Annotated in this window: 16 protein-coding genes; 10 read left to right on the forward strand and 6 right to left on the reverse strand. The window is 67.4% G+C overall.

What is annotated here, in order from left to right:
- Window positions 1–834, forward strand: an 834-nt coding sequence (locus B9Y70_RS12445) for an HNH endonuclease signature motif containing protein (RefSeq protein WP_085550588.1), incomplete at its 5' end; no start/stop codon positions are given.
- 46 nt (window positions 835–880) lie between these two features.
- Here the strand turns inward: B9Y70_RS12445 and B9Y70_RS12450 are convergent.
- The 4 genes from B9Y70_RS12450 to B9Y70_RS12460 all read right to left on the reverse strand — a co-directional run bounded on the left by B9Y70_RS12450 (window position 881) and on the right by B9Y70_RS12460 (window position 4,768).
- Window positions 881–1,138, reverse strand: coding sequence for a metal-sensitive transcriptional regulator (locus B9Y70_RS12450; protein WP_085550601.1), 258 nt, complete (start codon window positions 1,136–1,138; stop codon window positions 881–883).
- 10 nt (window positions 1,139–1,148) lie between these two features.
- Window positions 1,149–2,771, reverse strand: coding sequence for an FAD-dependent oxidoreductase (locus B9Y70_RS12455; protein ID WP_085550589.1), 1,623 nt, complete (start codon window positions 2,769–2,771; stop codon window positions 1,149–1,151).
- 24 nt (window positions 2,772–2,795) lie between these two features.
- On the reverse strand, window positions 2,796–2,963 hold the full coding sequence (locus tag B9Y70_RS12890; protein WP_162841664.1) for a hypothetical protein: 168 nt from the start codon (window positions 2,961–2,963) through the stop codon (window positions 2,796–2,798).
- Between the two features lie 98 nt (window positions 2,964–3,061).
- Window positions 3,062–4,768 (reverse strand): long-chain-fatty-acid--CoA ligase, encoded by a 1,707-nt coding sequence (locus tag B9Y70_RS12460; RefSeq protein WP_085550590.1) that lies wholly within the window; start codon window positions 4,766–4,768, stop codon window positions 3,062–3,064.
- 75 nt (window positions 4,769–4,843) lie between these two features.
- On the opposite strand from B9Y70_RS12460, the gene mshA reads away from it, so the two are divergent.
- From mshA to B9Y70_RS12480, 4 genes are read left to right on the forward strand one after another with little or no spacing between them, the layout of a single operon-like run.
- On the forward strand, window positions 4,844–6,118 hold the full coding sequence (gene mshA / locus B9Y70_RS12465; RefSeq protein WP_085550591.1) for a D-inositol-3-phosphate glycosyltransferase: 1,275 nt from the start codon (window positions 4,844–4,846) through the stop codon (window positions 6,116–6,118).
- A 37-nt stretch (window positions 6,119–6,155) separates the two neighbouring features.
- The gene (locus B9Y70_RS12470) at window positions 6,156–6,902 is read left to right on the forward strand and encodes a phosphoglyceromutase (RefSeq protein WP_085550592.1); all 747 of its coding nucleotides are present in this window, start codon (window positions 6,156–6,158) and stop codon (window positions 6,900–6,902) included.
- A 10-nt stretch (window positions 6,903–6,912) separates the two neighbouring features.
- Complete coding sequence (locus tag B9Y70_RS12475; protein ID WP_085550593.1) at window positions 6,913–8,166, forward strand: sensor histidine kinase; 1,254 nt, start codon at window positions 6,913–6,915, stop codon at window positions 8,164–8,166.
- Window positions 8,163–8,861: a response regulator transcription factor gene (locus B9Y70_RS12480; RefSeq protein ID WP_085550594.1), complete on the forward strand. Its 699-nt coding sequence runs from the start codon at window positions 8,163–8,165 to the stop codon at window positions 8,859–8,861. The genes B9Y70_RS12475 and B9Y70_RS12480 overlap by 4 nt, the downstream gene beginning before the upstream one ends.
- Here B9Y70_RS12480 and B9Y70_RS12485 read toward each other — a convergent pair.
- A complete protein-coding gene (locus B9Y70_RS12485) occupies window positions 8,858–9,727 on the reverse strand; it encodes a DUF3109 family protein (RefSeq protein ID WP_085550595.1) in 870 nt (289 codons plus the stop codon). The two genes, B9Y70_RS12480 and B9Y70_RS12485, sit on opposite strands and share 4 nt — an antisense overlap.
- Window positions 9,728–9,761: 34 nt before the next feature.
- On the opposite strand from B9Y70_RS12485, the gene B9Y70_RS12490 reads away from it, so the two are divergent.
- The 5 genes from B9Y70_RS12490 to B9Y70_RS12510 all read left to right on the forward strand — a co-directional run bounded on the left by B9Y70_RS12490 (window position 9,762) and on the right by B9Y70_RS12510 (window position 12,910).
- Entirely contained in the window at window positions 9,762–10,712 is a 951-nt protein-coding gene (locus B9Y70_RS12490; protein ID WP_085550596.1) for a Ppx/GppA family phosphatase, read from the forward strand.
- 2 nt (window positions 10,713–10,714) lie between these two features.
- Entirely contained in the window at window positions 10,715–11,437 is a 723-nt protein-coding gene (locus tag B9Y70_RS12495; RefSeq protein WP_085550597.1) for a hypothetical protein, read from the forward strand.
- 23 nt (window positions 11,438–11,460) lie between these two features.
- Window positions 11,461–12,276 carry a pyrroline-5-carboxylate reductase gene (gene proC / locus B9Y70_RS12500; RefSeq protein ID WP_085550598.1) on the forward strand — a complete coding sequence of 272 codons (816 nt, stop codon included), beginning with the start codon at window positions 11,461–11,463 and terminating at the stop codon, window positions 12,274–12,276.
- Between the two features lie 137 nt (window positions 12,277–12,413).
- Complete coding sequence (locus B9Y70_RS12505; RefSeq protein WP_085550599.1) at window positions 12,414–12,605, forward strand: helix-turn-helix domain-containing protein; 192 nt, start codon at window positions 12,414–12,416, stop codon at window positions 12,603–12,605.
- Between the two features lie 203 nt (window positions 12,606–12,808).
- Window positions 12,809–12,910 carry a 30S ribosomal protein bS22 gene (locus tag B9Y70_RS12510; RefSeq protein ID WP_003855542.1) on the forward strand — a complete coding sequence of 34 codons (102 nt, stop codon included), beginning with the start codon at window positions 12,809–12,811 and terminating at the stop codon, window positions 12,908–12,910.
- Between the two features lie 59 nt (window positions 12,911–12,969).
- Here the strand turns inward: B9Y70_RS12510 and B9Y70_RS12515 are convergent.
- A partial coding sequence (locus B9Y70_RS12515) for an HNH endonuclease signature motif containing protein (RefSeq protein ID WP_143337655.1) occupies window positions 12,970–13,392 on the reverse strand: 423 nt, incomplete at its 5' end.

A 13,392-nucleotide genomic window follows, 5' to 3' on the forward strand; every position in this document is an offset into this window, starting at 1 on the left:
GGCACGGTGGGTGAGATTGATCGGGCGGCCGCCGCCCGGGTGCGTGACCACAACCGCACGGTCAAGGATGCGGCGGCGAAGGCCTACGGCAAACGCGCCCTACGCGGGGGTAAGAACACCGACGCCCTCGGCATGCGCACCCTGACCCTCACTCTGCCGGAACGCCAGATCTCCCACATCATCGCCACCCTGCTACCTGCCGCGGACCAGGCCCGGGCCGCGGACCCCCGCCTGGGGTATGAACCGGCGATGGCCGATGCCGCCTACCGGCACCTCACAAGTGGTGTGGCAGGCGGTTCAACCCCGCCGGTGGTGCCGCTGGTGGTCATGGCACTACCCGACTACGCGGCAGTATTACGCCACGAGGGGGATGAGACGGTGTTCGCCCTGACCGATGGCACCACGATCACCGGCAAGGAGCTGGTGGAGCATGAGATGGCCTCCCACGGCCTGGTCGGTGTCTACGACCCGGTCGACGGTGGGGTCAACCTCTACCGGGATCAACGGTGCGCGAGTTTCAAGCAGCGGATGCTGTTGGCGGCGGAGACGATCCTGTGCCCCACACCGGGGTGTACGACACCGGCCGATCAGTGCCAGGTACACCACCTGACCCCCTGGAAACACGGCGGGGAAACGAACCTGGACAACCTCACGATGGCGTGTCGGGTACACAACGCCCGCAACGACGACGATCCCGACACCCCACCGAGGCACGGCCGGCTGGCACGAGAACCCGGCGGAGTGGTCCACCACCCACCCGACGGCGGACCACCGCGCACCAACACCCACCCGATCCGGAACCTCTCCGCGATGGGGCTGATCACCGACGCCTGAGAAAAGTACAGCGCCCGTCCCCACGTGGGGACGGGCGCTGTGGTCCTTATGCCAGGGAGAGGAACATCCGCTCGAGCTTCTTCTCGTCGAGTTCGGAGCCCTCCTGGGCAAAACACTTCTTCATGCCCGTGGAGACGATGAGGTAGCCGGCGCGGTCGATCGCTTTCGCCACAGCGGAGAGCTGCATGACGGCGTCCTCGCACTCCTGTCCCTCCTCGAGCATGCGGATAACAGCCTCGAGCTGGCCCTTCGCCCGCTTGAGGCGGGTGACGGACGGCTTGGCTTCTTCGGGTGTGAGCTGCATGCCGCCCATCTTACTGTCGAGACAATCGGCCATGGCCCCACGTCACATATCCGCCGTCGAGATTCGCGGCCTCGATACCCAGGTTGTCCAACAGTGTGCAGGCCACGTGGCCGCGGAGGCCGACCTGGCAGTGGACGAGAACCTTCTTGCCGCGCAGCTCGCCGATACGCTCGCGCAGGTCGTCGACCGGGATGTTGACCGCACCCGGGATCTGGCCGCGGTCGAACTCCTTCGGCGTGCGTACGTCGACGAGGGTCCAGCCGTCGGCGAGGGCGTCGTCGAGTTCGTACCACTGGAAGGTGCGCTCACCGGCGACCATGTTGTCGTTGATGAAGCCGACCATGTTGATCGGGTCCTTAGCGGAGCCGAACTGCGGTGCGTAGGCCAGCTCGAGGTCCGCCAGGTCGGTGGCGGTGAGGCCGGCGCGCATGGCGGTGGCGATGACGTCGATACGCTTGTCGACGCCCTGCCCACCCACGGCCTGTGCGCCGAGGATGAGGTCGGTGTCGGCGTCGACGACGACCTTGAGGTGGATGGTCTCGGCGCCGGGGTAGTAGCCGGCGTGGTTGGCCGGGTGCAGGTGGATGACGCGCAGGTTCTTCCCGGCGGCGCGCGCCCGGCGCTCGTTCCAGCCGACGGAACCGGCGGAGAGTCCGAAGACGCCGACGATGGCGGTGCCGAGGGTGGGGGTGCGGGTCACGTGGCGTCCGGTGATGATGTCGGCGACGAGGCGGCCGTGGCGGTTGGCGGTCTGGGCCAGCGGGACGAGGGTGTCTTCACCGGAGACGTGGTCGGCCTTTTCGGCGGCGTCGCCGACGGCGAAGATGCGCGGGTCGGAGGTGCGCTGGTGGTCGTCGACCTTGATGCCGCCGCGTTCGCCGACCTCGAGGCCGGCGGCGACGGCGAGGTCGTTGGCCGGGCGCACGCCGATGCTGGCGATGACGAGGTCGGCGGGGATGGCGCGGGCGTCGGCAAGCTCGAGGGAGTCGGCTCCGATGGACACGGTGTCGCCGTCGGTGATGACGGTGACACCGTTGTCGGTGAGACGCTTCTCGACGATCGCCGCCATCTCCTCATCCAACGGGGTGAGGATCTGCGGGGCGCGCTCGATGACCGTGACGTCGAGGCCGCGGTGGCGCATGTTCTCCGCCACCTCGAGGCCGATGAAACCTCCGCCGATGATGGCGACGGACGCCACGTCGTCGGTCAGGGCCGCGATGATCGCGTCGACATCTTCGATGGTGCGCAGGTGCAGCGCGCGTTCGATGCCCGGGATCGGCGGGATGATCGGCGTCGCACCGGGGGAGAGCACCAGGTGGTCGTAGGCGATGGTGTCACCGGTGTCGGTGGTGACGGTCTGCTGTTCCCGGTCGATGGCGGTCGCGCGCGTGTTGACGCGCACGTCGAGGTTGAATCGCGCGGCGAGGGACTCGGGAGTCTGCAGGAGGAGGGAGCGGCGCTCTGGGATGACGCCGGACACGTGGTACGGCAGGCCGCAGTTGGCGAAGGAGACGTGGCCGGAGGCCTCGAGGACGATGATGTCCATGGTCTCGTCGCGGCGTCGCAGGCGGGCGGCCGTGGACATGCCGCCGGCGACGCCGCCGACGATCACGGTGGTGGTCTTGGTGGTCATTGTGTGGATGCTACTTCAGGGGTCCTAGCGGCCGAAGAGTCCGGCGAAGAGGCCGGGCTTGTTGTCGGCGGCGGAGTCCTGGCAGGTGCACCACTGGTTGTCGGGGACGGAGGCCTTCACCTGGTCGATATGCTGGCCACAGCCGCTCCAGGTGGTCTTGTGGCAGGTGGGGCAGGGGACGGGACGGCACATGGGGGGGGCTCCTGAGGGGTCGTGAATATTACGGCCCCCAATATACCCCATAGGGTATGCAGGAAAGCAAGTACCCGTGCCCCGAATCACACCTGTAGCTAGTTCTCCAGCAGGCGCAGCAGGTCCTCCTGCACCTCACGGCGACGGATCTTGCCCATCTGATCGCGGGCCAGCTCCTCGAAGTGGTAGAAGGTGCGCGGGACCTTGTAGCGGGTGAGACGCTCGCGGGCGAAGTCCTTGAGGCCCTCCGGGTCCATGGCGGCACCGTCGCGCAGGGTGACGCAGGCGACGACGTCCTCGGAGCCGTCCTCGCGCGGGCGGCCGACGACCGCCAGGTCGATGATGTCCGGGTGATCGCGCATGGCCTCCTCGACCTCCACCGGGTAGACGTTGAAGCCGCCGGTGATGATGACCTCCTTGATGCGGGCCACGAGGCGGATGAACCCGTCCTCCTCCATGACGCCGATGTCGCCGGTGCGGTACCAGCCGTCGTGGAAGCTCTTCTCGGTGGCCTCCGGCTGGTTGAGGTATCCGGGGAAGACCTGCGGGCCGCGGACGAGGATCTCACCCTCGGTGCCGTCGGGCTGCGTCTCGCCGAGGTTCTCGGGGTTGGCGATGCGCACCTCGGTGTCGGGGAACGGGATGCCGACGTAGCCGGGGCGGCGGTCGTCGTTCATGGGGTTGCCCACGATGACCGGGGAGGTCTCGGTGAGGCCGTAGCCCTCGACGAGGCGGCCGCCGGTGAAACGCTCCCACTTCTCCACGGTGGACACCGGCAGGGTCGCCGCGCCACAGAAGGCGTTGCGCACGCCGGAGATGTTGATGTTGTCGGCCTCGGCGGCCTCGACGATCTTCTCGTAGAGCGTGGGCACACCCGGCAGCCACGTGGGGGTGTGCTTTTTCATCACGTCCATGATGAGCGGGATGCGCGGGGCCGGCAGGAGGATCATCTCGCCGCCGATGTAGAAGGACAGGGTGCCCACCATGGTCAGGCCGTAGGCGTGGAACATCGGCAGCGCGGCGAGCATGCGCTCGTGCTGCTCGCCGAGACCCGGCACCCAGTTCTTGCCCTGCAGGCAGTTGGCGAAGAGGTTGCCGTGCGTGAGCTGCGCGCCCTTCGGGGTGCCGGTCGTGCCGGAGGTGTAGAGGATGAGCGCGATGGTGTCCTTGGTGACGGTCGGCTCCGACTCGATGTCGTCGCCCTCGCCCCCGATGGCGGAACCGATGAGCGCCTCCCACGGCACCGTGTTCGGGGCCGGGGCGGACAGGGCGTCGCGCTGCTCCTTGATCTTCTTGATCGGCAGCTTCAGTGCCAGCTGCTTGAACGCGGGCATGGCCTCGATCATGTTGACCGAGATGATGGTCTCCAGGGAGGTGGTGCCGCGCAGCTTCTCCAGGGTGGGGGCCGCCTTGTCCCAGGCGATGACGACCCGGGCGCCGTGGTCGGCGAAGGGGCCGGACAGTTCGTGTGCGGTGTAGAGCGGGTTGTGCTCCACGACGGTGGCGCCCAGCTTGAGCACCGCGTAGAAGGCGGCGATGTGCTGCGGGCAGTTCGGCAGGATGATGGCGACCTTGTCGCCGGGTCGCACGCCGAAGGCGCGGAGACCGGCGGCGGCGCGGCGGACCTGACGGTCGAGCTCACCGTAGGTCTGGGACCTGCCGAAGAACCAGGTGGCGGGCTTCTCGGCGTTGATGGCCAGGTTGTTGTCGTAGACGTCGAGCAGGGTCGTGTCGTCGTAGTCGAGGGAGTGGGGGGTCCACTCGGGGTAGTGCTTCAACCAGGCCTTGGTCTCGAATGCCGACATGGGGTGCCTTCCGCTGCTGGGGTTTCCTGACGAGGTGCGCCCCAGTATACGGACGGACGCACCTACTATTGGGGCATGCGCGTCGCAATGATCTCCATGCACACCTCGCCGCTGCAGCAGCCCGGCTCCGGCGACGCCGGAGGCATGAACGTCTACGTCCTCAACACCGCCCGCCAGCTGGCGCGGCAGGGCGTGGAGGTGGACATCTTCACCCGGGCCACCCGCCCCAGTCAGGGCGAGGTCGTCGATGTGGAGCCCGGCCTGCGGGTGGTCAACATCGTCGCCGGCCCCTACGACGGGCTGGAGAAGGAGGCCCTGCCCACCCAGCTGGCGGCCTTCGCCGGCGGGATGCTGCAGTTCCACCGCTGCCACGACGTCGACTACGACCTCATCCACTCCCACTACTGGCTCTCCGGTCAGGTCGGCTGGCTGCTGCGCGACCTGTGGGAGGTCCCGCTCGTCCACACGGCGCACACGCTCGCCGCGGTGAAGAACGCCCACCGCAGCGACGACGACTCCCCGGAGTCGGAGGCCCGCCGGATCTGCGAGCAGCAGCTCGTCGATAATGCGGATGTCCTGGTGGTCAACACCCCGGAGGAGACCAACGACCTCGTCGACCACTACGACGCCGACCCCGACCGCATCGTCGTCGTCTCCCCGGGCACCGACGTCGAAATGTTCACTCCGGGCACCGACCGCAACACCGAGCGGTCCCGCCGCCTGCTGGGCATCCCGCTCGACGCCGAGCTGGTGGCGTTCGTCGGCCGACTCCAGCAGTTCAAGGGCCCGCAGGTGCTCATCCGCGCCACCGCCGAGATGGTCCAGCGCAATCCGGGACGCAAGCTGCGCGTCATCATCTGCGGCGGGGCCTCCGGTGCGGCCGCCACCGAGCGGCAGTACATGGAACTGGCCCGTGAGCTGGGCGTGGCCCGGCGCATCCGCTTCCTCGACCCGCGCCCCCCGGAGGAGTTGGTGACCATCTACCAGGCCGCCGACATCGTCGCCGTCCCCAGCTACAACGAGTCCTTCGGGCTCGTCGCCATGGAGGCCCAGGCCTGCGGCACCCCGGTCGTCGCGGCGCGGGTGGGCGGCCTGCCCGTCGCCGTCGCCGAGGGCGAGACCGGACTGCTTGTCGACGGCCACGGCACCGCCGACTGGGCGGACGCCCTGGAATCCCTCCTCGACGACGATGACACCCGGCTGCGGATGGCAGGGGAGGCGGTGCAGCACGCGGCGAACTTCTCGTGGTCGGCGTCGGCCTCCCAGCTGGCGTCGGTGTACAACGAGGCGTTGGACGTGGAACCGGATGACTGCGCCCCGCGCCGGGACCGTGCGGGCGGGGGTAAATAACCACCCATGAACTGCGGGATCGTGGCATATTGGAGGCATGACCAACGGAAAGCTCATTCTTCTTCGCCACGGCCAGAGCCAGTGGAACAAATCGAACCAGTTCACCGGCTGGGTGGACGTTGACCTGACCGAGCAGGGTATCGCCGAGGCCATCCGTGGCGGTGAGATGCTCAAGGAGGCCGGCATCCTGCCGGAGGTGGTTTACACATCTCTCCTGCGTCGTGCGATCCGCACGGCCAACATCGCCCTCAACGCGGCGGACCGCCACTGGATCCCGGTCGTCCGCGACTGGCGTCTCAACGAGCGTCACTACGGTGCGCTGCAGGGCCTCAACAAGGCCGAGACCAAGGACAAGTACGGTGACGAGCAGTTCATGGCGTGGCGTCGTTCCTACGACACCCCGCCGCCGGAGCTGGCCGACGACTCCGAGTACTCGCAGTCCGACGACGTGCGCTACAGCCACCTGGACACTGTCCCGCGCACCGAGTGCCTGCTCGACGTCGTCAAGCGTTTCATCCCGTACTACCAGGAGGAGATCGAGCCCCGCGTCAAGCGCGGTGAGACCGTCCTCGTCGCCGCGCACGGCAACTCCCTGCGCGCACTGGTCAAGCACCTCGACAACATCTCCGACGAGGACATCGCCGCCCTCAACATCCCGACCGGTATTCCGCTGGTCTACGAGCTGGATGCCGAGGGCACCGTCATCAACCCGGGTGGCACCTACCTCGACCCGGAGGCCGCCGCCGCCGGTGCAGCCGCGGTGGCCGCGCAGGGTGGCAAGTAGCCTGTAGGGCGTGTCAGCCTTTCTCGCGTTCCTGTTGGGCGTCGCCGTCACCGGCGTCGCCCTTCCGGCGTTGAACTGGGCGCGGAAGAGGATCATCCGGCACCGTTCTTCCGCCACGCTGGAGGACAACCAGGTGACCACCGTGGGCCAGGTCCTGCACCTGGCCGTCCAAGGGTCGCCCACGGGAGTCACCGTGCTCGACCGGGGTGGCGAGGTCATCCTGTCGAACGCGCGCGCCCACGAGATGGCGCTCGTCCACGACCGCACCGTCAATGAGCAGGTGTGGAAGGTGGCCGGCGAGGTCTACGCCGACAAGGAGGCGCGCTCCCTCGACCTGACGATGCCCTACCGGCGGACCGGTAACCGGGTGTCGTCGGTACGCGCGCTCATCAAACCGCTGACGCTCATCGACGACCGTTTCGTCATCGTCTACGGCACCGACGAGAGTGAGAACGTCCGCATGGAGTCCGCCCGCCGTGACTTCGTGGCGAACGTCTCCCACGAGCTCAAGACCCCCGTCGGCGGCATGGCCCTGCTGGCGGAGGCCCTCATGGAGGAGGCCGAGGATCCGGAGCACGTCGCCTACTTCGGCGAGCGGATCCACAAAGAGGCCCACCGCATGGCCGGCATGATCAACGAGCTCATCTCCCTGTCGAAGCTGCAGGGTGCGGAGCCGCTGCCGGAGATGGAGCCCGTATCCGTCGACGACGTCATCGACGAGGCTTTCCGACGTAACCAGGTCGCCGCCGACAATGCCGACATCACCCTCACCAAGGGGGCGGACTCCGGGGTGCTCGTCGTGGGCGACCGGTCGCTGCTGGTCACCGCCGTGTCCAACCTCATCTCCAACGCGATCAACTACTCGCCGCAGTCTGTGCCGGTGTCGGTGTCGCAGAAGGTGGCCAACAAGGATGTCGTGCTCATCCGGGTCACCGACCGCGGTATCGGTATCTCGCCGGAGGACCAGAAGCGGGTGTTCGAACGCTTCTTCCGCGTCGACAAGGCGCGGTCGCGCTCGACGGGTGGCACGGGCCTGGGGCTGGCGATCGTCAAACATGTCGTCGCCAATCACGGCGGTAACATCAAGGTATGGTCCCGACCTGGAACGGGATCCACGTTCACCATTGAACTTCCGATCCATCATCCCACCCCCGAGCCGCCCGCGGTGGCGGCGGCAGGGCAGGATGATGAGACAGGCTCCACCGGCACGCTGCGTCAGGCGGTGTCGCGGGTGGCGACACGTCGAAAGGACAAAGCATCATGACGACGACCATCCTCATCGTCGAGGACGAGGAGTCCCTCGCGGACCCGTTGGCCTTCCTCCTGCGTAAGGAGGGTTTTGAGGTGATCATCGCCGGTGACGGTCCCACGGCACTCGTGGAGTTCGAACGCAACGACATCGACATCGTCCTGCTCGACCTCATGCTCCCGGGCATGTCCGGCACCGACGTATGCAAGCAGCTGCGCGCCACCTCGACCGTGCCGGTCATCATGGTGACCGCGCGTGACTCGGAGATCGACAAGGTGGTCGGCCTCGAGCTGGGCGCCGACGACTACGTCACCAAGCCCTACTCCTCCCGCGAGCTCATCGCCCGCATCCGCGCGGTGCTGCGCCGCGGTTCCGACGCCGCCGAGCCGGCCATGGAGGAGATCGAGGAGCAGATCCTCGAGGGCGGCCGCGTCCGCATGGACGTCGAGCGCCACACCGTCACCGTCGCCGGCGACCCGGTGCCGATGCCGCTCAAGGAGTTCGACCTGCTCGAGTACCTGCTGCGTAACGCCGGCCGTGTGCTCACCCGCGGGCAGCTCATCGACCGGATCTGGGGCGCGGACTACGTCGGTGACACCAAGACCCTCGACGTGCACGTCAAGCGCCTGCGCTCCAAGATCGAGGAGGAGCCCTCCCGCCCGAAGCACCTGGTCACCGTGCGTGGCCTGGGCTACAAGTTCGAGGCCTAGTCGTTCCAGCTTCTCGACGCCGGGTGTGTCGCGGTCAGTCCCGCGGCCGCCCGGCGTTCGCAGTGGTCGGCCAGGATGTCATAGGACGGCTGGCCCATGAGCGCGATGAGTTCCTGCCGCATCGACTTCCACAGCGGGTCGGGGTGGGTGTGGCAGGCGCTGGCACCGGAGCACCACCAGTCGAAGTCCTCGCCGCCGTTGCCCCAGGCGCGGCGGTCGTACTCGCCGATGACGGTGCGGAGGATCTCGACGCCGTCGGTACGCTCCTCATAGTCCTCGTAGCGGCGCAGCGGAACCTGCCAGCACACCTCGGGCTTCTCGACGGTCAACTCCCGGCCCTCCGCCACCGCCCACTGGTGGATGGCGCAGCCGGTGCCCGTCTCCCAGCCGCGACGGTTGGCGAAGATGCACGCCCCGCCGAGGGTCTTCGTCTTCAGCGACGGTTCCTCCTCGTCGTCGTCCCACTCCAGCCACGGCTCCAGGTCGATGGCCTCGTCGGTGGCGAAGTACTCGTCCACCCCCGCAGGGCGGTGCTGCCAGTACTTCGCGGGCATGTCGTGGACGGCGTTGTAGAGCTGGTCGCGGTCGGTCTCATCGGCGAGGTAGGCGCCGTGGACGCAGCAGCCGATGTCGGTCTGCCGGAAGTCGATGCTCTGGCACGCCTCCTGCCCGAAATGGCAGGTGTAGTGCGATTCCACCCAGGTCAGGTCGATCTGGAAGGTATGCAGCGGGTCCTCGGGGTTGACGAACTCGAACCACTCGCGCGGGAAATCAGGGGCCTCCTCCGCGCCGGCGAGGATCTGCTTGCCGGCCGGGGAGGTCTCGGGGAAACCGAGAAAAACCGGGGATGAAAGTGGGCGATTCACACTTGGCCACGTTAGACCGTCTACCCTTGGACATGTGCGACTAGGTGTATTGGACGTGGGCAGCAACACTGTCCACATGGTGGCGGTCGATGCCCGCAATGGTGGACATCCGACCCCGATGAGCGACTGGAAGACGAGTCTGCGACTCGTCGAACTTATCGACGGCGACGGCGCCATCGGCGACAAGGGAGTCAAGCGACTCACGAAGGCGGTCGCCGAGGCGGCCGACCTCGCGACGACACTGGGCTGCTCGGAGGTGATGTCCTTCGCGACATCCGCCGTGCGTTCGGCGACGAACTCCGCCGAGGTGCTCGACTCCGTCGAGAAGGACACGGGCGTGCGCCTCGAGGTGCTCTCCGGTGAGGACGAGGCCAAGCTGACGTTCCTCGCGGTCCGCCGCTGGTACGGCTGGTCCGCCGGCCGCATCACCAACCTCGACATCGGCGGCGGCTCCCTCGAGCTGTCCACCGGCTCCGACGAGACCCCCGACGTCGCGATCTCCCTCGACCTCGGCGCCGGCCGACTCACCCACCAGTGGTTCGACACCGACCCGCCGGAGCGCAAGAAGATCAACCTGCTCCGCGACTACATCGACGCCGAGCTCACCGAACCCGCCCGCCAGATGCGCGCCTACGGCGCCGCCGGTCTGGCCGTGGGTACGTCGAAGACCTTCCGCACCCTCGCCCGCCTCACCGGTGCCGCCCCGAGCGCCGAGGGCCCGTACATCAAGCGCACGCTCACCGCGCCGGGTCTGCGCCAGCTCATCGCCTTCATCTCCCGCATGACCGCCGCTGACCGCGCCGAGCTGGAGGGCATCAGCTCCGATCGTTCGCACCAGATCGTCGCCGGCGCCCTCGTCGCGGAGGCCAGTATGCGTGCCCTGGGCCTAGAGAGCATCGAGATCTGCCCCTGGGCACTGCGCGAGGGAGTCATTCTCCGTCGCATCGACAAGGGGCTGGATCCGGCCCCCGAGGAAAGGACGTGACCATGAGCGACGACAACAAGCAGCTCACCGTCGCCGAGCTGCTGGCCCGCGCCGGCCGCGAGACCGGAGGTGGAGAGACACCGCGCCGCCGCCGTCGCCGCAGCCTGGAGGAGGGCGGCATCTCCGTCGCCGAGCTCACCGGTTCCATTCCGGCCGTCAAGGAGAAGCCCGCCGAGTCGAAGCACTCCTCGGTGCCGATCGACGCGCCGCCCGCGCCCGTCGAGGCCGAGGAGCCGAAGCTCAGGACCGAGAAGGCCGAAAAGGCCGAGAAGCCGACCCCGGCGACCGACGAGACCGCGGTCCTGGAGAAGGTCACGCCGCAGCCGGATAAGCAGGAGCCGAAGATGGCTCCGGCCGCCACGGTGGAGAAGCCGGCCGAACCCCAGCCTGAGCCTGAGTCTGATCCGGAGACCGGGGAGATCCCGGTCGTCGAGGAGGAGAGCGTCGACACTGTCGATGAGCCGGAGGAGAAGACCTCCATCACCGGTGTCGTCCTCATGGCGATCATCGGTGTGGTGCTCGGTGTCGTGGTGTTCAAGGGCTTCGAGATGCTGTGGGACAACCTGTCGCGCCCGATCGTGGCGGGCCTGGCGATCCTGGTGACCGTCGGCATGGTGGCCGTGGTCAAGGCGCTGCGCACCGCGAACGACGGGTTGTCGATGTTCCTGGCGGCGCTGGTGGGCATCGTCATGACGTTCGGACCGCTGGCGGTCGTGCTCCTCTGACCTGATGTGGCACTCTGGGAGCCATGACGAAAATTGTGGTTATCGGAGGAGGCAAGATCGGCGAGGCGCTGATCTCGGGTCTTGTCAACGCGGATGTCGATCCGCAGTCGATCACGGTCACGGGCCGCCGCCCGGAGCGCGGTGAGGAGCTGCGCGAGCGCTACGGCGTGCGCGACAGCACCGACAACCGGCAGGCCGCCGAGGACGCCGACGTGGTGTTCCTGTGCGTGAAGCCGAAGATGATCGTCGATGTGCTGGGGGAGATCAGCGGGGCACTCGAGGAGAATGACGTCACGACGGTGCTCGTGTCGATGGCGGCGGGTATCCCGCTGTCCGCGATGGAGGACGCCGTTGTCGCCGGCACGCCGGTGGTGCGTGTCATGCCGAACACCCCCATGCTCGTGGGCCGCGGCATGAATGCGGTGGCCACGGGGCGCTTCGTCACAGAGGAGCAGCTGGAGCAGGTCACGGAGCTGCTGTCGGTTGTCGGTGAGGTCATGCCGGTCTCGGAGTCGGACATGGATGCCGTCACCGCCCTGGCGGGCTCGTCGCCCGCCTATTTCTTCCTCGTCGCCGAATCGCTTATCGACGCCGGCGTCTCCCTCGGACTCACCCGCGACGTCGCGGAGAAGCTCGTGGTGACGTCCGCGGCGGGTGCGGGCATCATGTTGTCGGAATCCGGGCAGGATCCGGCCACCCTGCGTGCCAACGTGTCCTCCCCGGCGGGCACCACGGTCGCCGCCCTGCGTGAGCTGGAGGAATCCGGAATTCGCGGGGCCTTCTTCCGGGCGACGGAGGCGTGCGCGCGCCGCTCCGCGGAGCTCGGTGGCACCCCCTGACGGAAAAACTCACAAAAAATCGGGCACTTAAGTCGCAGCAGTCACACAATTCACGCTAAGCTTGTCCAAGCACGTGCGTGTCCGTCCTGCGGGAGGGGAAGCCTGCAGCGCGCCACATGCTGAAGGGTTGAATGAATATGACTAATGCAGACAAGGGCACTTTTCTGACGGTCGCGGAAGTCGCGGAGATCATGCGCGTTTCCAAGATGACCGTCTACCGGCTGGTTCACTCCGGTGACCTGCCGGCGGTTCGCGTGGGCCGCTCCTTCCGTGTTCACGAGAAGGCGGTCAACGATTACCTCGACTCCTCGTACTACGAGGTCGGTTAGCCCGTCTACGTTCCTGCGGCGCCGGTCACTCCACCAGAGTGACCGGCGCCGCAGGCTTTTTTGGTCGGTTGGCAGGGCCCCGGTATGATGGACCGCATTCGTGCCGACGGTACCTTCCCGCGCAGCCAGTGCGGTCGAGAGTGCACCTCGAGGAGAAGTCGGCAGGTTACGTACGTACTCACTCAACTATCTGAGGAGACCCCATGGGTTCTGTCATCAAGAAGCGCCGCAAGCGCATGTCCAAGAAGAAGCACCGCAAGATGCTGCGCCGCACCCGCGTTCAGCGTCGTAAGCTGGGCAAGTAAATTCTTGACCGCTGCAGGCCGTCACCCCTCGGGGAGGCGGCCTGCAGCCGTTCCCGGACTCAGGCGTCGGTGATCAGCCCCATCGCGGAGAGGTTCCGGATCGGGTGGGTGTTGGTGCGCGGTGGTCCGCCGTCGGGTGGGTGGTGGACCACTCCGCCGGGTTCTCGTGCCAGCCGGCCGTGCCTCGGTGGGGTGTCGGGATCGTCGTCGTTGCGGGCGTTGTGTACCCGACACGCCATCGTGAGGTTGTCCAGGTTCGTTTCCCCGCCGTGTTTCCAGGGGGTCAGGTGGTGTACCTGGCACTGATCGGCCGGTGTCGTACAGCCCGGTGTGGGGCACAGGATCGTCTCCGCCGCCAACAGCATCCGCTGCTTGAAGCTCGCACAGCGTTGATCCCGGTAGAGGTTGACCCCACCGTCGACCGGGTCGTAGACACCGACCAGGCCGTGGGAGGCCATCTCATGCTCCACCAGCTCCTTGCC

The organism is Corynebacterium pollutisoli, assembly GCF_900177745.1.
GTDB classification, from domain to species: domain Bacteria; phylum Actinomycetota; class Actinomycetes; order Mycobacteriales; family Mycobacteriaceae; genus Corynebacterium; species Corynebacterium pollutisoli.